This window comes from Devosia oryzisoli (assembly GCF_014837245.1).
Taxonomy (GTDB): domain Bacteria; phylum Pseudomonadota; class Alphaproteobacteria; order Rhizobiales; family Devosiaceae; genus Devosia; species Devosia oryzisoli.
On record NZ_JACYFU010000003.1, the window covers coordinates 358,804 to 376,786 of the forward strand.

The following is a 17,983-nucleotide window of genomic DNA, read 5'->3' on the forward strand; positions in this document are numbered from 1 at the left end:
AGGTTTGGCACATATTCATGTGTGAAAATAGCGTTTTAGCGGCAGGAGCGAACGACGATGGCAGTCTTGGTTACCGGGGGCGCCGGCTATATCGGGTCACACATGGTGCTGGCTCTGACCGACCGCGGCGAGGACGTCGTCGTTCTCGATAACCTGGTTACCGGGTTCGACTGGGCCATTGACGGGCGGGCCAGGTTCGAACACGGCAACGCCGCAGACATCGATCGGGTTCGCGCCATCGTGGAACAATACGGGGTCAGTGAAATCGTCCATTTCGCCGGTTCGATCGTCGTTCCGGAGTCGGTGGTCGACCCGCTCAAATACTACGCCAACAACACCGCCGCCTCGCGCAACCTCATCGAGGCCGCCATCCGGAGTGGCGTCAAACACTTCATCTTCTCGTCCACGGCAGCCGTCTACGGCATGACCGGGCTGGCGCCGGTGGTGGAAGAGACGCCGCTGCAGCCGCTGTCTCCCTATGGGCGGTCAAAGCTGATGACGGAGTGGATGCTGGCCGATGTGGCTGCGGCCCATCCGCTGACCTATGGGGTGCTGCGCTACTTCAACGTCGCCGGTGCCGATCCCGGAAAGCGCTCCGGACAGTCGACACCGCAAGCCACGCACCTCATCAAGGTCGCGTGCCAGGTGGCGCTTGGGCAGCGCGAGAAGATGGACATCTTCGGCACCGACTACGAAACTGAGGATGGCACAGGCGTACGCGACTACATTCACGTGTCCGATCTCATTGCAGCGCATGTGCTGCTGCTCGACTATTTGCGGGCAGGGGGCGACAGCACCACGCTCAACGCCGCCTATGGGCAGGGCTATTCTGTGCGGCAGGTGGTAGACACGGTTCGGCTGGTGACGGGCGTCGATATCCGGGCCGATGAAGCGCCCCGGCGCCCGGGCGATCCCGCCGCCATCACCGCAACGGGCGAAAGGATTCGCGCCAAGCTCGGCTGGACCCCGCAGCACGACGATCTGCGGGAAATCGTGGAAACGGCCTACACCTGGGAGCGTCATCTGATGACGCGCAACCGCTGACCATGCGCGGCTGGGCCGGACTGCTGCTGGCACTGCTGGCGACGCCGACACTGGCGGCGCCGCAGGGAAGTTTCGAGCAATTCCTGGCCAGCTTCCGCAGCGAGGCTCTGGCAGCGGGCGTGCCAGCGGACACCTACGACGCCGCCACATACGGCCTGTCACCAGACCCTAACGTGCCGAAGCTGGTCGAAACGCAACCGGAATTCACGACGCCGGTCTGGGAGTATCTCGACGCCCGCGTGACGGCGGGGCGCGTCGAGCGCGGGCGATCGGCGATGGCGCGCAACCAGGCCCTGTTCGCCGCCATTGCACAGCGCTACGGCGTCGATCCCTATCTCCTCGGCGCCATCTGGGGCATCGAAACCGATTACGGGGCGGTGCTCGGCAACGGCAAACTGATCCGCCCGATCGTACGGTCCCTCGCGACGGTTGCCTGGCAGCATCGATCCCGTTTCCTCGAGGACAAGGCGGATCTCGTCGCCGCCCTGATACTGGCGGCCGCCAATGACAACACATCTCCAGTCGGCTCCTGGGCCGGGGCGATCGGCCACCTGCAGGTCAATCCGAGCAATGTGCTCGCCCACGGCACCGATGGAGACGGTGATGGGCGCGTGGACCTCCACGGCTCACTGGCCGATGCGCTGGCAACCAGCGCAAAGTATCTTCGAGCACTGGGCTACCAGCCGGGCATCGACTGGGGCTTTGAAGTCACGGTCCCTCAGGGGTTCGACTACCTTCTGGCCACGCGCGAACAGCTGCGGCCCATCGCGTTTTTTGCCGGACAAGGCGTCGTTCGCGTCAATGAACGGCCCTTCCCGAACCCCGACACCCCCGTCTTTCTTTATGCGCCCACCGGGGCATCGGGCCCGAAGTTCCTGATGACCGGCAACTATCTCGTCCTCAAGGGCTACAATTTCTCCGACAGCTACGCCCTGGCCGTGGCCCATCTTACGGACCGGCTGAAGGGTGGCGGCCCCTTCGGTGCGCCGTGGCCGCGCGAGACGCGCTTTCCGGACCTGGTGCAGCGGCGGTTCATCCAGGAGGCGCTGATGCGCCTTGGCTTCTACCAGGGCGCCGTTGACGGACGCCTTGGCCCGGTTTCACAGGCGGCCTATGCCCGCTTCCAGGCCAGTCGCGGCGAGGTGGCGGATGGTTTCATCACCCGCGCCAGCAGCGATAAACTGGCAGCCGCGTTGCGGTAACGGAGCCGGGAGTTGCGTAGCCTCGGCACCGCGTCAGTGGTACATAGGGGCTTGTCCGCCCGCTGGAGCATCGATGAAACGTGTCATCCTGCTATTGCTGATCGTGTTGTTCGGCACGCTTGAGACCGCACCGGCCTTCGCCCAATCGGGCGAGCGCTACGAGGTGGCCCAGCAGCAGAAGCGACGGACGCTGTTCGATCTGCTCTTCGGTGACGAGCAAAAGCAGCAGCGCACCGCTCCTGTGCAGCAAACCCAGCCGCGACGAACCACCCCACGGCAGAAACCCAGCGCACCCAAGCCAACAGCGGCCCTACCACCCCCCAAACCCACCATAGAAAAGGCCGAAGGGGCAACACGCCTCGCCGTCTTCGGCGACTCCCTCGCCGTCGACCTCGCCAAGGCCCTCGACCGCTTCTACGCCGAGGACCCGAACCTGGTGGTGATCGAGCAGGCGGTGGGGTCATCGGGCTTCGTGCGCGACGACTATTTCGACTGGAACAAGGCCATCGCCGAGGAGATTGCCAAGGACAGCTTTGACGTGGCCGTCGTCATCATCGGCGTCAATGACCGGCAGGAGATCAGCGCGAACGGCGAGACCTTTTCTCCGCTCAGCGACGGGTGGAAGAGCGTCTACCAGGCGCGCCTCAACGAGTTTCTTGGTCAACTTCGCGCGGCGCGCAAACCGGTGATCTGGGTCGGCCTGCCGCCGATGTCAAAATTGGAATATGGCGCCGCCATCGCCCAGATCAGTGCCCTCCACCGTTTGGCAGCGTTCTCGGCCGGGGCCGAATTCATCGACATCTACGATCGGTTCGTGGGCGAGGATGGCCAATATGCCAGCTACGGTCCCGACGTGAACGGGCAGAACGCGCGCATGCGCAAGGACGATGGTATTCACTTCGCCGCCGCCGGCGCCGACAAGCTGGCGTTTTACGTGAGCCAGTCCGTGCGGACCTTCTACCGCGGCGGGCAGGTGATGCTCGCCGTGGCCGATCCGCTGCTGGGTACGGATGCCGCGGCCATGCTTCGGCCGCCATATCAGGGGCAGGGGCAGATCCGGCTGCTGGAGGTCGCTGGCGCGGTGCTGCCTCTCAGTCGAACGCCCGACCGAGCCAGCGATCTCATCGCTGCAAGTAGTGCAGCACCGGCAGGCGAGGCCGGGTTTTCGCTCGATGCCCTGGTCAGCGCGCCGGCCGGCCGTGCTGATGCCTTCGGCGTCGGCATTGACCCAGCGGCCGAACCGGAACCCGCTTCGCCCTAGGCCGCGCCCCCAAGAAGTCCGCTCGCCTTGATGCCGTCGAAGACGAACTGCACAGCCAGCGCCGCCAACAGAATGCCGATCACGCGCGACACGACAGAGAGCCCCGTGAGCCCCAAAAGCCGCTGAATGGGGATGGCGATCAAGAGCGTGAGCCAGGCCAGCGCCAAGATCACGACGATGGCTGCAACAACAAGCCAAAATTCGAGGTGGGAGCGGGCGCCCGTGGTGAGCAGGATCACGGCGCTGATGGCTCCGGGCCCGGCCAGGAGCGGCATGGCCAGCGGGAAGATGGATATGTCTGCCGATTGGCGCGCCTCGATTTCCTCTTCGCTCGTCGTCCCGGTGCCGCCGGAATGGCGGGCAAACACCATGTCGATGGCAATGAGCAGCAGCAAGACGCCGCCCGCGGTGCGCAGGGCAGGAATGGTGATGCCGAAAAGATCGAGGATCGCGTTGCCCAGCGCCGCGAAGAACAGCAGGATCGCCAGCGCGACAAGGACCCCGCGGGTCGCCATGGCGCGGCGCTGCACGGACGTATTGTCCTTGGTGAGAGCCGCAAAGATGAAGGCGATATCGGCCACGCCTACGGTGGCGAACAGCGTTGCGAAGGCGACGAGGAAGGTGTTCATCGGGGTCCCTGCTGCTGCGGATGTCCGGCCGACGGTTTGACCACCGTCTCCTCCATGGTCAGCTCTTGCGCCGCTCGATGGCATCCCAGATCATCACCGCGATGTCGGGGCCGCCGAATCGCTTTATTTCGCGGATGCCGGTGGGGGAGGTGACGTTGATCTCGGTAAGGTAGTCGCCGATGACGTCGATGCCGACAAAGATCATGTCGCGGGCCTTGAGCGCGGGGGCGATGGTGGCGCAGATTTCCAATTCGCGTGCCGTCAGGTCCGACAACTCCGGACGACCGCCCGCATGCATGTTCGATCGCGCCTCACCTACTGCGGGAATGCGGTTGAGCCCGGCCACCGGCTCGCCATCGACAATAATGATCCGCTTGTCGCCCTTGCGCACGTCGGGGAGGTATTTCTGGATCATGAACGGTTCGCGGAAGTTGTTTTCGAACAGTTCGAGCAGGCTCGCGAGATTGTGGTCGCCCTCCTGCAGGAAGAAAACGCCGGCCCCGCCATTGCCGTAGAGCGGCTTGACGATGATGTTGCCGTGTTCCTTGCGGAAGGCGTAGATCTCGTCGCGATCCCGTGTCACCAGGGTCGGCGGCATAAGCTCGGGAAAGTCCGTCACGAGGATTTTTTCCGGCGCGTTGCGCACCGTCGCAGGCGGGTTCACCACGAGCGTCCGCTCCGGCAGGTGCTCGAGCAGATGGGTAATGGTGATGTAGTTCATGTCGAAGGGCGGGTCCTGGCGCATCAGCACCACGTCCTGGGTCGCGAGATCGACCCGGCTGGCCTCACCCAGGGTGAAATGCGCTCCCTTTTCCGCATCCGTCACTGTGATGGGCTGGCACAGCGCGCTCACCGTACGGCCCCGCAGCGAGAGGGTGTCCGGCGTGTAGTGCAGCAGCGCGTGCCCTCGGGCCTGCGCCTCGAGCATCATGGCGAAGGTAGAGTCGCCGCGCGGGTTGATGGTAGCGACGTGGTCCATCTGGACGGCAACTTTGAGGCTCATGGCGTTCCTTCAGAAGGCGGTAAAGGCATTTACGAGATGGCGCGGCCAGCGCCCGGGTGCAAGGAAAATCACATCGAACCGCAGGTCGCGGTCGGCCTGCTCCGGATGGCGCGACAGCCAGTACTGGGCGGCCCGCACAATGCGCTTCCGGTTCACCGCGCTCAAGGCTTCGGCTTCGGGCGCGCCCCGGCGCCGCCATTTGACCTCGATGAACACCACCGTTCGCCCCTGTTCGGCGACAAGGTCGATTTCCCCCACCGGGGTTTTGAAGCGTTGCGCGATGACGCGGTAAAGCTTGGCGCGCAACAGCCACGCCGCCAGCGTCTCGCCCCGATGACCGCGCTGCTCGGCCAGAACGCGGCGCTCAGCCTTTGGCTTTTCGCGCGAGCGCGGCATCGTAGACGTCCTTGCGTTTTAGGCCGAAGCGGGCAGCGACTTCATCGACCGCCGCGCGCAGCGGTTGATCGGCCATGGCCTCGGCAAGGGCAGCATGCCAGTCTGCGGCAGCGACTGCCGTCTCGGTCGCCCCGGCCACGATGATGACCGCTTCGCCCTTGGTCTCTTCCCCTGAGAACTGCTCTGCCAATTCTGAAAGGCTGCCGCGACGGGTGCGCTCGAAGCGCTTGGTCAACTCCAGCGCCACAACGGCAGGGCGCGGTCCCCAGACCTCCGCCATGGTCGCCAGCGTGCCGGCTATTCGCCGCGGTGACTCGTAGAATACCAAAGTTTCACGTGAATCCTTGAACTTCTCCAGCGCATTTTTTCGCCCGCCCGCCTTGGCCGGCAGGAAGCCGTGGAAGGCAAAAGCGTCGGTAGGAAGCCCGGCGACCACCAGCCCCGCCAGCAGGGCCGACGCGCCCGGAATGGGAAAGATCGGCTGGCCCGCCTCGGCCAAAGCGCGGATCAGCGGAAACCCCGGGTCGGACAGAAGCGGCGTCCCCGCGTCCGAGATCAGCGCGATCGCGGCACCGTCGGCAACGCGGGCGACAATGGCATCCGCCTTGTCTCGCTCGTTGTGCTCGTGCAGCGCCTCCCGCCGCCCCTTTATGCCATAGTGGTCGAGAAGCCGAGCGGAGGTGCGGGTATCCTCGCACAGGATCGTGTCCGCTGCCGCCAGCGTCTCCAGGGCGCGCAGCGTAATGTCTCGCAGATTGCCGATGGGTGTCGCCACGACATAAAGCCCCGGCGCCAGCGCTGGGGCGTCAAACCGTTGTCCGACAATGAAATAGTCGCGGCTTTCTGCGCTCATGCCCCTCGCCTTGCAGCCCTGCGATCAGGCGGCGAGATCGGCCACCACGGCATCGAGGACGGGAAAGCCCTTTTCTGTCACACGGATATTGCCGTTGGGAAGGGTTTCGACGAACCCATAGCCCTTGAGCGTCTCGATCTGCTTTTCCGCAATGCCGCGGCCCGAGATCGACATGAACCGCGTAGGCGAAATGCCTTCCTTGAGCCGCAGGCCCATGACCAGGAATTCGTCGCCCTGTTCTTCCCAGGTGAGCAGGTCGTCCGTCGTCATGCCATGGCCGAACTCGTTGACCAGCTTGAGCCACTCGAACGGCAGTTTTTCGGTCGCGGTCGCATGACGCTGATGGTTGACCATGAGCCGTCCGTGCGCCCCCGGGCCGATGCCCGCATATTCGCCGTAGCGCCAGTAGAGCATGTTGTGCCGCGATTCCTGGCCGGGCACCGCGTGATTGGAAATCTCGTAGGCCGGCATGCCGGCCTCCCGGGTCAGGTCCTGCGTCAGCTCATAGAAATCGGCGGCCAGATCTTCGTCCGGCATCTTGAGCTTGCCGGCGTTGAAGAGGTCGTAATAGCGCGTGCCGTGCTCGATGGTCAGCTGGTAGAGGCTGATGTGCCCGCGCGCCAGCCAGAGCGCTTCCTTGAGCTCGTCTTCCCAGTCTTCCAACGTCTGCTTGGGCCGCGCGTAGATCAGGTCGAATGAGCTGCGCTCGAAGATCGATTGCGCGATGCGCACGGCCGCTACGGCTTCCTCCACCGTGTGGCGACGCCCCAGCTCGGCCAGCGGCCCGGGGCGCAGCGACTGGACGCCGAGCGAAACGCGATTGACCCCGGCAGTTCGGAACCCGCGGAAGCGATCAACTTCGACACTTGTCGGGTTGGCTTCGAGCGTGATTTCGGCCCGCGAATCGATCTGCCAGGCGCCGGCGATGGCATCGAGGATGGTGCCCACCGCCTTGGTGGACATCAGCGACGGCGTGCCGCCCCCGAAGAAGATGGATTGCACAAGCCGCCCGGGCGACAGGCGCGCCACGTGCGCGATCTCCTTTAGGTAGCCCTCAACGAAAGCGTCCTCGTCGAGAGCGCCCCGGTGGACATGAGAATTGAAATCGCAATAAGGACATTTGGACGCGCAGAACGGCCAATGCACATAGACGCCGAACAGGTCGTTGGCGTCAGGCCCGCTCAATCTGGTTCTCCACGAATTGGGCAAAGGCGCGCGCCCGGTGGCTGAGACCGGACTGGCCGGGAGCCCAGGAATGCTTGGTTTCGGCCGCCATTTCGCCGAAAGTGATGTCGTAGCCATCGGGCATGAACATGGGATCATAGCCGTGCCCCTGGTCGCCGCGCGGAGGCCAGACCAGGGTGCCGTCACATCGCCCGACGTAAAGCACGTCGCGGCCATCGGGGTGGGCAAGGCACAGGGTAGCGTTGAAGCTGGCGCGGCGCTGTCCCGGGGAGCTGGCGCCGGCCGCCTGAAGGGCGTCCTCCACTCGTTTCATAGCGCGATTGAAGTCGCGGGGCACTCCCGCCCAATCGGCAGTATAGACGCCGGGGTCGCCGCCCAAGGCATCCACGCAGAGCCCCGAATCGTCGGAAAGTGCTAGCAGACTGCTCCCCTTGGCGGCAGCATGCGCCTTCAGGCGGGCATTTTCCGTGAACGTCGTGCCGGTTTCCTCCGGCTCCGGCAGGCCCAGTTCGCCCGCCGACACCAGCTCGATGCCGAACGGCGCGAACAGCTCACGGAATTCGCGCAGCTTGCCCGCGTTGTGCGTCGCGATCACCAGACGGTCGCCGGGGCGCAGGCGCGGAATGTCGCTCATTTGCCGGTGCCCTGCAGGGCCCGCTGGATGTCGTTCCAGATGGCGCAGTTCTTTTGCTGGAAGCCACCCTGGTCGAGATCGCCGCTGTCCTCCGTGCGGCCGAGCGCGAGAGGCGCCTCGCCACCCTTGCCGCCCTCGGCGGGCAGCTGGCGCAGCGCGGCCGGGGAGAGCGATTTCTTTGCGAGCCAACCGATCATGAAAGAAGCGCCGTCTGTTGCAATTGCGTCAATTCGGCAATGCCGTTCTGGGCCAGGCCCATCAGGGCCTCGAGTTCGGCCCTGTCAAAGGGTGCGCCTTCTGCCGTTCCCTGGATTTCCACGAACTTACCAGAACCGGTCATGACGAAATTGGCGTCGGTATGAGCTTCGACATCCTCGAGATAGTCGAGATCGCAGACCGCGGTACCGCGATAGATGCCGCAGGAGATGGCGGCGACGCTGTCCTTGAGCGGCTTGCCGCGGGTGAGCTGTCGCGTTTCCATCCATTCGATGGCATCAGCCAGCGCCACATAGGCGCCGGTGATCGACGCCGTGCGGGTGCCGCCATCGGCTTCCAGCACATCGCAATCAAGCGTCACCTGCACTTCGCCCAAGGCTTCGAGATCGACCACGGCACGCAATGAGCGCCCGATGAGACGCTGGATTTCCTGGGTCCGGCCGGACTGCTTGCCGGCCGTGGCCTCGCGACGGGTGCGCGACCCGGTGGCGCGCGGCAGCATGCCGTATTCGGCAGTGACCCAGCCCTGGCCCTTCCCGCGCAACCAGCCGGGCAGGCTGGTTTCGACGGAGGCCGTGCAGAGAACCTTTGTGTTGCCGAAAGAGACGAGGCAGGAGCCTTCTGCCTTCATGGCCACATTGCGCTCGATGGTCACCGCCCGCATTTGTTCGGGGGTGCGTCCGGAAGGCCGCATGGGCAAGTCACCTTTGCTCTGGTCGTCGGATAGGCCGGATTTAACCGCCTCTTAACCCTCATCGCGCCGCGCCACAAGCGCCGGGTGCTTGGCGCATGGCAACAATACCCTTAAATGGGGGCAGAGGGTTAAAGCGGACGATTTGAATCAAGCACCATGGCCACGACGCCCGATACCTTTCTCTCCGCCCTGAACGACCGCAGCCAGGAAATCTTCCGGCGCCTCGTGGAGCGCTATCTCGATACCGGAATGCCCGTGGGCTCGCGCGACCTCAGCCGCCTGATCCAGCTCGAACTGTCGCCCGCCTCCGTGCGCAACGTCATGGCGGACCTCGAGGATCTGGGCCTCATCGCTGCACCCCACACCTCGGCGGGCCGCGCCCCGACACAGCAGGGCCTGCGCTTTTTCGTCGATACGATGCTCGAGACCGGTGCGGTCGACCAGAGCGAGCGCAAGCGGATTGCGCGGCACATGGAGGGCACGGCCGGGCAGGGGCGCATCGAGGATGTGCTCAGCGAAGCCAGCTCGCTGCTTTCCGGCCTCAGCCACGGCGCGGGACTTGTCATTGCCACAAAGGCCGACATGGTGCTCAAGCACATCGAGTTCGTGCGGCTCGACGCCACGCGCGCCATGGCCATCCTCGTGGGCGAAGACGGGCAGGTGGAAAACCGCATCATGGACCTGCCGCCCGGTTTCACGGCGAGCGCGTTGCAGCAGGCCAGCAACTACCTCGCCAATTATGTGGTGGGCCGCACGCTGGCCGAGGCGCGGCAGGTGCTCGATGCGCAGCGCGCCGAGCAGCGAGCCGAGCTCGATGAATTGACGCAGAAGCTGGTGGATGCCGGAATTGCCACGCTGGTTCGGCAGAGCCCGACCGCCGAACCGACCGTTATCGTGCGCGGACGCTCCAACCTCATCAATGAGAGCATGGCGAGCGATGAACTGGTGCGCATGCGCCAACTGTTCGACGCGCTGGAAAGCAAGGACGGGCTGCTCGAGCTTCTGGGCGACACCGAGATGGCACAGGGCGTACGCATCTTCATCGGCTCGGAAAACAAACTGTTTTCGCTTTCCGGCTCCTCGGTGATCCTCTCCCCCTACAAGGATGCCAACGAGCGGATCGTCGGCGTCCTTGGCGTGATCGGCCCGACCCGGCTCAACTACGCCCGTATCGTGCCGGTGGTGGATTATACCGCGCATGTGATTTCGGCCATGATGGCCCGGCAGCGGCGCGGGAGCACTTGAACTGACCGCCGCATTGGCCGATATGCGGGGCAGAATTCTTTCAACATCACACGGATGAAGACCACATGAGCGACGAAAACGCCGCCCAGGGCGAAACGCCGGAAGTCGAAACCCCGGAAACCGAGACGCCCGAAGTCGACCCCGCGGAAGCCCTGCGTACCGAAAATGCCGAGCTCAAGGATCGCGTCCTGCGCACGGTCGCGGAGATGGAAAACCTGCGCAAGCGCACCGAGCGCGACGTGGCCGATACCCGCTCCTACGCCATTGCCGGCTTTGCCCGCGACATGCTGAGCGCCACCGACGCGCTGAGCCGCGCGCTGATGGTGATCCCCGCCGAGACGCGCGAAGGCGCCGACGGGTCGCTCAAGAGCCTGATCGAAGGCATCGAGCTGGCCGAGCGCGAGATGCAGCGCCTCCTCGCCAAGCACGGCGTCAAGCCGATCGAGGCGGCGGGGCAGAAGTTCGACCCCCACAAGCACCAGGCCATGTTCGAGGTGCCGAACCCGAACGTGCCCGAAGGCACCGTGGTGCAGGTGGTGCAGGAAGGCTTTGCCATCGGCGAGCGCGTGCTACGCCCCGCCATGGTCGGCGTCGCCAAGGGCGGCGCGGCTGCGCCGGCCCCGACAGGGGAAGGCGAAGAAGGCGTCGACAAGAGCGCCTGATCTTTGGTTTTTCGGGTTTGAAAGAGGGCGCTCATCGGGGCGCCCTTTTTGTTTCAGGCGGACTTCCAACGCCCTGGATGCGGCTCCCTCCCCTTGACGGGGGGGCGGGGTGGGGTGCGTAGCGGCCACTGCTTTTGATCCCCCACCCAAGCTCTGCTAGGAGGAGGGAGAGCAGGCACCGAAGCCTTCGTCCGTGATTAGCCCAGAATCTCGCGGCTCATCACCCGCTGTACCCCCGCATCTTCCAGATCCGCCCAGGCCTTTTCCAGCGACCCATTGGAATCGATGGCGCGCGTCGCATCCTCGATCACCGTCACGTCGAAGCCGCCGGCGGCCCCGTCCAGCGCCGTCCAGGCAACGCAGAAATCGGTGGCGAGGCCGACGACGAAGAGCCGACCGACATCGCGCTCGTTGAGGTAGCCGGCAAGGCCGGTCAGCGTCTGGCGATCGGCTTCCTGGAAGCCGGAGTAGCTGTCGATGGCCCGGTTGTAGCCCTTGCGGATGATCAGCTGCGCATGCGGAACATCAAGATCGTTCGAAATCTCCGCGCCGTGGCTCTGCCAGACGCAATGGTCGGGCCAGAGCACCTGCGTGCCGTAGTCGAGTTCGACCATCTCGAAAGGCGCCTTGCCGGCGTGCTGGCTGGCAAAGGAAATGTGATCGGCCGGGTGCCAGTCCTGCGTCAGGACGACATTGGCAAACTTTTTCGCCAGCGCATTGATCAGCGGCACGATCTCGTCGCCTCCGGCCACGGCAAGGCTTCCTCCGGGCAGAAAATCGTACTGCACGTCCACCACCACGAGAACGTCTTCGGGCGCGATTTCAATCATGATCGGTCCTTATCCATTCGGCGCGGATGAGGCCGCGCACGGAATTGCCCAGCCAGATTGCCTCGGCCTGGGAAAGATCGGCAAGGGTCAGCACCCGCTCTTCTGCCTTGCCTTCATCGAGAAGCTGGGCGCGCAATGTCCCGGGAAGCAGCCCTGAAGCCGGCGGCGGCGTCAACAGGCGACCCTCGCGCTCAAGAAAAACAGAAGTGATCGAACCTTCGGTCAACTCGTCCCGCTCATTGCGAAACACCACCTCGTCGACACCGAGCGCGGCATGGGCTCGCTGCCGCGGCTCGTCGTAGAAAGCGCGATTGGTGGTCTTGTGCGCGAGCCAAAGCGATTGCGAGTCCAGCCGCTCTGCAGCCAGAACAAAGCGGAAGATGTCTGGATTGGGCGGCAGGGGAACGGCCGTCACAGCGGGGCCGGCCGCCGCCAGCGTGAGGCGCACCCGCATGGGTTCTGTCCAATCGCTCGCAGCATCGGCCAGGAGCTTCGCAACCCCCGCACGGTCGACAGGCAGATCGAAATAGTCGGCTGAGGCCACCAACCGGTCGAGATGACGCTCGAGCAAAACATATCCGCTCTCTGGATCCCATTTGAGCGTTTCGATCAGCGTGACGGGCGGCATCGGCCGGGACAGGAACTGCATCTTGAGAAGGGCCTCGGCATATTCGTCTTCGCATCGGCTGTCAGCAACGATCCCCCCGCCGATGCCGATCTCGCCAGCACCGCCAGTTTCGATCACCGCCGTGCGAATGGCGACATTGAAGCGGAAGTCGCCATTGGGCGCGAGAAATCCGATGGAGCCGGTATAGACGCCGCGGGGTTTCCGCTCGATGTCGTGGATGATCTGCATGGCGCGCAGTTTCGGTGCGCCGGTGATGGAGCCGCAGGGAAACAGATGCTGCATGGCCTGCGCAAATCCCAGCCCCGGCACGGCTTGGGCAACAATGCCGGAGGTCAGCGTGTGCAGCGTCGGAAAGGTCTCGACGGTAAAAAGATCGGTGACCTCCACCGAGCCGGTCCGGGCGACGCGGCCGAGGTCGTTGCGCAGAAGATCAACGATCATCAGGTTTTCGGCCCGGTTCTTGGGATCGGTGCGTAGCCGCTCCCTTGTCAGGCGGTCGTCCGCTGGAGAGGGTGACCGGCGGGTTGTCCCCTTCATCGGTCGCGCCGACAGTCTCTCGCCAATCCGTTCGAGGAAAAGTTCAGGCGAGCGCGAGAGCACCCAATGGTCGCCGGCGTGGATGAAGGCGCCATGCGCGGCCGGTTGGCTGGCTGCCAATGTGCGATAGAGACCCGACGGCTCCCCATCGAGTCTGAAGCGCGCCTTGAAGGTGAGATTGACCTGATAGGTATCGCCAGCCGCGATTAGGTCCTGCACCCTCTCGAACGCAGCGGCATAGCCATCTTCGTCAAGGGTGGGCACCAGATCTCTGACCGCGCCGGCCTCGGCCCCCAGCCACTGCTCCACCTCTGGCACTCCGAGGTGGCGGGGCGCGTCGTAGAGTCCAAGCCACAAGAGCGGCCTTGCCGATCGTTCGGGAAACAGGCCGGCGAGGCGTTCCTCGAAAAGATAGCCGAGTTCATAGGCCAGGTAGCCTGCAGCCCAAAGGCCGTCCTTCTGGGCAGTAGCCAGGCGGGCAAGACCCTGCCGGGCAGATGCGGCATCATGAGCGACAATAATGTCGTGCGGCTTCTCAAACAGCAGGCTTTGTGCGCCGGGCGAGCGGTTGTCATGGAGCAGCACTGTGCCGGGCGCGATCATGCCTCACCCATAGAAGTTGATGGCGCACGAGGGAAGGCGCCACTGGTGGGCATTTGGCCGCTCCCGGCTGTTGTATCGGCATAAACGCTGCGCCAGAAAAGTCTCTTCCCTGCGCGCCCCGGCAATGGCATCACTCGCTGTAGCCGCCCGCGCCTTGCCGGCGGCCTGAGGACTCAATCATGAAACGCACATTCCTGGGCGGCCTGGCCGCCCTGGCGCTTGTGGCGGGAAGTTTTCCCGCCCTGGCGGAAACCGTGGAATTCACGGTGATCAACGACTCTTCGCGCGCGCTGCACTACTTCTACACAACGCCGGCCAACGAGGACAGCTGGGGCGACGACCTGCTCGGCGACGAAGGAACGCTCGAGGCCGGGTATCAGGCCACGGCCACCATTGGCGACGGCTCGGACCAGTGCGTCTACGACTTCAAGTTCGTGATGGAAGACGGCAGCGAGCTGGTGGAACCGGCCGTCGATATCTGCACGCTCGACAGTTACACCATTACCGACTGATTTGCGTTGCGCCGCCTGCTCCTGCGGGCGGCGCCTCCGGCGCCCTGGCAGACAAATCTGCCGCTTTGTGCGCTTGAAGCCCTTGAGGCACCCCCCTATATACCGCTCGAAGCCCAGCGATGGGCCCCCAAATCCAAACTACGAGGGACCCGGCCTCGAAAGAGGCCATGAGGCTGCTTTCATTGAGAGGGCTTCAAGAGCGGGTTCGCTGAAAGAGAGGCTAGAGTTATGGCTAAAGTCATCGGTATCGACCTGGGCACGACCAATAGCTGCGTCGCCGTCATGGACGGCAGCAATCCCAAGGTCATCGAAAATGCGGAAGGCGCGCGCACCACGCCCTCCATGGTCGCCTTCTCCAAGGATGGCGAGCGCCTTGTGGGCCAGCCGGCCAAGCGCCAGGCGGTCACCAACCCGGAAAATACCCTGTTCGCCGTCAAGCGCCTGATCGGCCGCCGGTTCGACGACCAGGTCGTGGCCAAGGACAAGAACCTTGTGCCGTTCAAGATCATCAAGGCGGACAATGGCGACGCGTGGGTGGAAGCTTCGGGCGAGAAGTACTCGCCCAGCCAGGTTTCGGCCATGGTGCTGCAGAAGATGAAGGAAACCGCCGAGAGCTATCTCGGGGAGACCGTGACGCAGGCCGTCATCACCGTTCCGGCCTACTTCAACGATTCGCAGCGTCAGGCGACCAAGGACGCGGGCAAGATCGCGGGCCTTGAAGTCCTGCGCATCATTAACGAGCCCACCGCTGCCGCGCTGGCCTATGGCCTCGACAAGAAGAACTCCGGCACCATCGCGGTTTATGACCTTGGCGGCGGCACGTTCGACGTGTCGATCCTCGAGATCGGCGATGGCGTGTTCGAGGTGAAGTCGACCAATGGCGACACCTTCCTCGGTGGCGAAGACTTCGACATGCGCCTCGTCGATTACCTCGCCGACGAGTTCAAGAAGGAACAGGGCATCGACCTGCGTGGCGACAAGCTCGCCCTGCAGCGCCTGAAGGAAGCCGCGGAAAAGGCCAAGATCGAGCTGTCGAGCTCGACCCAGACCGAAATCAACCTGCCCTTCATCACCGCCGATGCCTCGGGCCCCAAACACCTGACCCTCAAGCTCTCGCGCTCCAAGCTCGAAAGCCTGGTCGATGACCTGATCAGCCGCACCATCGAGCCGTGCAAGCAGGCCATGAAGGATGCCGGCGTGTCCGCTTCGCAGATCGATGAAGTCGTGCTGGTGGGTGGCATGAGCCGCATGCCCAAGGTGCAGGAAGCGGTCAAGCAGCTGTTTGGCAAGGAGCCGCACAAGGGCGTCAACCCGGACGAAGTCGTGGCACTCGGCGCTGCCATTCAGGGCGGCGTGCTGCAGGGCGACGTCAAGGACGTGCTGCTGCTCGACGTGACCCCGCTCTCGCTCGGCATCGAAACGCTCGGTGGCGTGTTTACCCGCCTGATCGATCGCAATACCACGATCCCGACCAAGAAGAGCCAGACCTTCTCGACCGCCGAGGACAACCAGAGCGCCGTGACCATCCGCGTGTTCCAGGGTGAACGCGAAATGGCTGCGGACAACAAGCTCCTCGGGAATTTCGACCTGGCCGGCATTCCGCCCGCACCGCGCGGCGTGCCGCAGATCGAAGTGACGTTCGACATCGACGCCAACGGCATCGTCAACGTCTCGGCCAAGGATAAGGGCACCGGCAAGGAGCAGCAGATCCGCATCCAGGCCTCCGGTGGTCTATCCGACGCCGACATCGAAAAGATGGTCAAGGACGCCGAGGCCAATGCCGAGGCCGACAAGAAGAAGCGCGAGGCCGTCGAAGCCAAGAACCAGGGCGAGTCGCTGGTGCACTCCACCGAGAAGTCGCTGGCCGATTACGGCGACAAGGTTTCGGCCGAGGACAAGGGCGCCATCGAAGCCGCCATCGCCGACCTCAAGTCGGTGCTGGAGGGTGACGACGCCGAAGCCATCAAGGCCAAGACGGCAACGCTGGCCGAAGCCTCGATGAAGCTGGGCGAAGCCATGTACAAGGCCTCGCAGGCGGAAGCCGAAGCCAAGGCCAACGGCACCGCCGATGATGGCGACGACGACGTCGTCGATGCCGACTTCGAAGAGGTCAAGGACGGCGACGACAAGAAATCGGCCTAAGGCTGGTTCCTCAATGATGAAGCCCCGGTGGACACACCGGGGCTTTTTTGTTTGTGAGTGAAGGAAGATGGATTGCCCGGACAAGCCGGGCAATGACGGGTGTGGGCGATGGCGCGAACGCACCGGCGCCTTCGAGCCCTGCTTCTCTCCCCACCGTCACCACCCGGCTCGTCCGGGTGGTCCATCTGCGGGCACCGGCCCACGCACCACCACCTCACCGTTTCACGTGAATCCCTCCCCGGTTGATCCCCGGCACCACCCTTGCTAAGACGCGGCCGCTTGCCCATATGCGGGACACGATGCCGGCAGAGCCGGCCTTTTGCCCAATCCCCTTTTTCGCGACGAGCCTCCGGCGCGACCATAAAGAGAGTTTACCTTGGCCAAACGCGACTTCTACGAAGTTCTCGGCTGCCAGAAGGGCGCCGATGATGCGTCCCTCAAGAGCGCCTACCGCAAGCTCGCGATGCAGTTCCACCCCGACCGCAACCCGGGAGACAACGAGGCCGAGCACAAATTCAAGGAAATCAACGAGGCCTACGACACCCTCAAGGACCCACAGAAGCGCGCCGCCTATGACCGCTTCGGTCACGCGGCCTTCGAGAATGGCGGCGGGCGGGGCCCGGCCGGGTTCGGGCCGGAGTTCGCCTCCTCGATGTCCGATATCTTTGAGGACATCTTTGGCGACTTCATGGGCGGCGGGGGTGGCGCGGGCCGCCGGGGCGGCGGCGGAGCGGCGCGCATGCGCGGCTCGGACCTGCGCTATAATCTCGAGATCAGCCTCGAAGAGAGTTTCGAGGGCCGCACCGTCGAGATCGACGTGCCCACGCTCGCCACCTGCGAAACCTGCGACGGCTCGGGCGCCAAGCCCGGCACCGGCACCCATACCTGCCGGCAGTGCAACGGCCACGGCAAAGTGCGCGCGGCCCAGGGGTTCTTCACGATCGAACGGACGTGCCCGGTGTGCCAGGGGCGCGGCGTGATGATGGATCAGCCCTGCACCGATTGCGGTGGGCAAGGGCGGCGCCAGCAGAGCCGCAAGCTTTCGGTGGACATCCCCAAGGGCATCGAAGACGGGACCCGTATCCGCTTGGCCAATGAAGGCGAAGCGGGCCTGCGCGGGGGGCCGCCGGGCGATCTCTACATCTTCATTTCGCTGCGTCCGCACGAATTGTTCCAGCGCGACGGCGCCGATCTTTATGCGCGCGTTCCCATCGCCATGACGACGGCGGCCCTGGGCGGCGAGTTCGAAGTCCCGACGCTCGACCAGGCGCGGGCCAAGGTCAAGGTGCCGGCCGGTACGCAGCCGGGCCAGCGCGTGCGCCTCAAGGGCAAGGGCATGCCGGTGCTGCGCTCGAAAGACGTCGGCGACCTCTATGTGCAGCTCGACATCGAAACGCCGCAGGCCCTCTCCAGGCGCCAGCGCGAGCTGCTCGAGGAATTCGCCCGCCTCGAAACGGAAGAGACCAGCCCGAATTCGGGCGGCTTCTTCGACAAGCTCAAGAAGATGTTCGAGGCTTGAGGCGGACGAGAAGTCGCTCCAGTGGAGCGATTTCCCGCCTCAAGGCCATGAGTGCTGCGCTCGAATGGCGGGCAGAGCCACCAGGCCATCGCCTAAGGGCCCTGCCTGCGCGCGGCCACTGCCCACCGGGGACCGGGCAATCCACCTCCTGGTGGCATGGACCACCGGGACAAGCCCGGTATGACGAT

At 64.5% G+C, this 17,983-nt stretch carries 18 protein-coding genes; 8 read left to right on the forward strand and 10 right to left on the reverse strand.

From position 1 onward, the window contains the following. Positions 1-57 precede the first annotated feature (57 nt). From galE to IC608_RS13240, 3 genes are all read left to right on the forward strand, one after another. Complete coding sequence (galE, locus tag IC608_RS13230) at positions 58-1,044, forward strand: UDP-glucose 4-epimerase GalE (protein WP_191776297.1); 987 nt, start codon at positions 58-60, stop codon at positions 1,042-1,044. Between the two features lie 2 nt (positions 1,045-1,046). Continuing rightward, a complete protein-coding gene (locus IC608_RS13235) occupies positions 1,047-2,246 on the forward strand; it encodes a lytic murein transglycosylase (protein WP_191776300.1) in 1,200 nt (399 codons plus the stop codon). Positions 2,247-2,319: 73 nt separating this feature from the next. Further along, positions 2,320-3,507, forward strand: coding sequence for an SGNH/GDSL hydrolase family protein (locus IC608_RS13240; RefSeq protein WP_191776303.1), 1,188 nt, complete (start codon positions 2,320-2,322; stop codon positions 3,505-3,507). On the opposite strand, the gene IC608_RS13245 is transcribed toward IC608_RS13240, so the two are convergent. The 8 genes from IC608_RS13245 to rph are packed head-to-tail and all read right to left on the reverse strand — an operon-like array spanning position 3,504 to position 9,117. Next, a complete protein-coding gene (locus IC608_RS13245) occupies positions 3,504-4,136 on the reverse strand; it encodes a MarC family protein (RefSeq protein ID WP_191776320.1) in 633 nt (210 codons plus the stop codon). The two genes, IC608_RS13240 and IC608_RS13245, sit on opposite strands and share 4 nt — an antisense overlap. A gap of 58 nt (positions 4,137-4,194) precedes the next feature. Then, positions 4,195-5,139 (reverse strand): glutathione synthase, encoded by a 945-nt coding sequence (gene gshB, locus IC608_RS13250; RefSeq protein ID WP_191776323.1) that lies wholly within the window; start codon positions 5,137-5,139, stop codon positions 4,195-4,197. Positions 5,140-5,148: 9 nt separating this feature from the next. Next, complete coding sequence (locus IC608_RS13255; protein WP_191776326.1) at positions 5,149-5,535, reverse strand: YraN family protein; 387 nt, start codon at positions 5,533-5,535, stop codon at positions 5,149-5,151. Then, complete coding sequence (rsmI, locus tag IC608_RS13260) at positions 5,504-6,388, reverse strand: 16S rRNA (cytidine(1402)-2'-O)-methyltransferase (RefSeq protein WP_191776329.1); 885 nt, start codon at positions 6,386-6,388, stop codon at positions 5,504-5,506. Before rsmI ends, IC608_RS13255 begins: the two co-directional genes overlap by 32 nt. A 24-nt stretch (positions 6,389-6,412) precedes the next feature. Beyond that, positions 6,413-7,573 (reverse strand): radical SAM family heme chaperone HemW, encoded by a 1,161-nt coding sequence (hemW, locus tag IC608_RS13265; protein WP_191776331.1) that lies wholly within the window; start codon positions 7,571-7,573, stop codon positions 6,413-6,415. Continuing rightward, positions 7,560-8,207, reverse strand: coding sequence for a non-canonical purine NTP pyrophosphatase (locus IC608_RS13270; protein ID WP_191776334.1), 648 nt, complete (start codon positions 8,205-8,207; stop codon positions 7,560-7,562). Before IC608_RS13270 ends, hemW begins: the two co-directional genes overlap by 14 nt. Beyond that, a complete protein-coding gene (locus IC608_RS13275; RefSeq protein ID WP_191776337.1) occupies positions 8,204-8,404 on the reverse strand; it encodes a hypothetical protein in 201 nt (66 codons plus the stop codon). Before IC608_RS13275 ends, IC608_RS13270 begins: the two co-directional genes overlap by 4 nt. Continuing rightward, on the reverse strand, positions 8,401-9,117 hold the full coding sequence (gene rph / locus IC608_RS13280; protein ID WP_191776339.1) for a ribonuclease PH: 717 nt from the start codon (positions 9,115-9,117) through the stop codon (positions 8,401-8,403). Before rph ends, IC608_RS13275 begins: the two co-directional genes overlap by 4 nt. A 156-nt stretch (positions 9,118-9,273) precedes the next feature. Here rph and hrcA point away from each other — a divergent pair, with 156 nt between their 5' ends. Further along, positions 9,274-10,362: a heat-inducible transcriptional repressor HrcA gene (gene hrcA, locus IC608_RS13285; protein WP_191776342.1), complete on the forward strand. Its 1,089-nt coding sequence runs from the start codon at positions 9,274-9,276 to the stop codon at positions 10,360-10,362. Between the two features lie 20 nt (positions 10,363-10,382). Next, entirely contained in the window at positions 10,383-11,024 is a 642-nt protein-coding gene (gene grpE, locus IC608_RS13290; RefSeq protein ID WP_345890907.1) for a nucleotide exchange factor GrpE, read from the forward strand. Positions 11,025-11,221: 197 nt separating this feature from the next. Here grpE and pncA read toward each other — a convergent pair whose 3' ends face one another. Both pncA and pabB read right to left on the reverse strand, forming a co-directional pair. Next, positions 11,222-11,854: a bifunctional nicotinamidase/pyrazinamidase gene (gene pncA, locus IC608_RS13295; RefSeq protein WP_191776348.1), complete on the reverse strand. Its 633-nt coding sequence runs from the start codon at positions 11,852-11,854 to the stop codon at positions 11,222-11,224. Further along, a complete protein-coding gene (gene pabB, locus IC608_RS13300; RefSeq protein ID WP_248306373.1) occupies positions 11,847-13,622 on the reverse strand; it encodes an aminodeoxychorismate synthase component I in 1,776 nt (591 codons plus the stop codon). Before pabB ends, pncA begins: the two co-directional genes overlap by 8 nt. Positions 13,623-13,801: 179 nt before the next feature. On the opposite strand from pabB, the gene IC608_RS13305 reads away from it, so the two are divergent. From IC608_RS13305 to dnaJ, 3 genes are all read left to right on the forward strand, one after another. Next, a complete protein-coding gene (locus IC608_RS13305) occupies positions 13,802-14,134 on the forward strand; it encodes a hypothetical protein (RefSeq protein ID WP_191776351.1) in 333 nt (110 codons plus the stop codon). 228 nt (positions 14,135-14,362) lie between these two features. Next, positions 14,363-16,276 carry a molecular chaperone DnaK gene (gene dnaK, locus IC608_RS13310; RefSeq protein WP_191776365.1) on the forward strand — a complete coding sequence of 638 codons (1,914 nt, stop codon included), beginning with the start codon at positions 14,363-14,365 and terminating at the stop codon, positions 16,274-16,276. 376 nt (positions 16,277-16,652) lie between these two features. Further along, the gene (gene dnaJ, locus IC608_RS13315; RefSeq protein ID WP_191776367.1) at positions 16,653-17,795 is read left to right on the forward strand and encodes a molecular chaperone DnaJ; all 1,143 of its coding nucleotides are present in this window, start codon (positions 16,653-16,655) and stop codon (positions 17,793-17,795) included. Positions 17,796-17,983 lie beyond the last annotated feature (188 nt).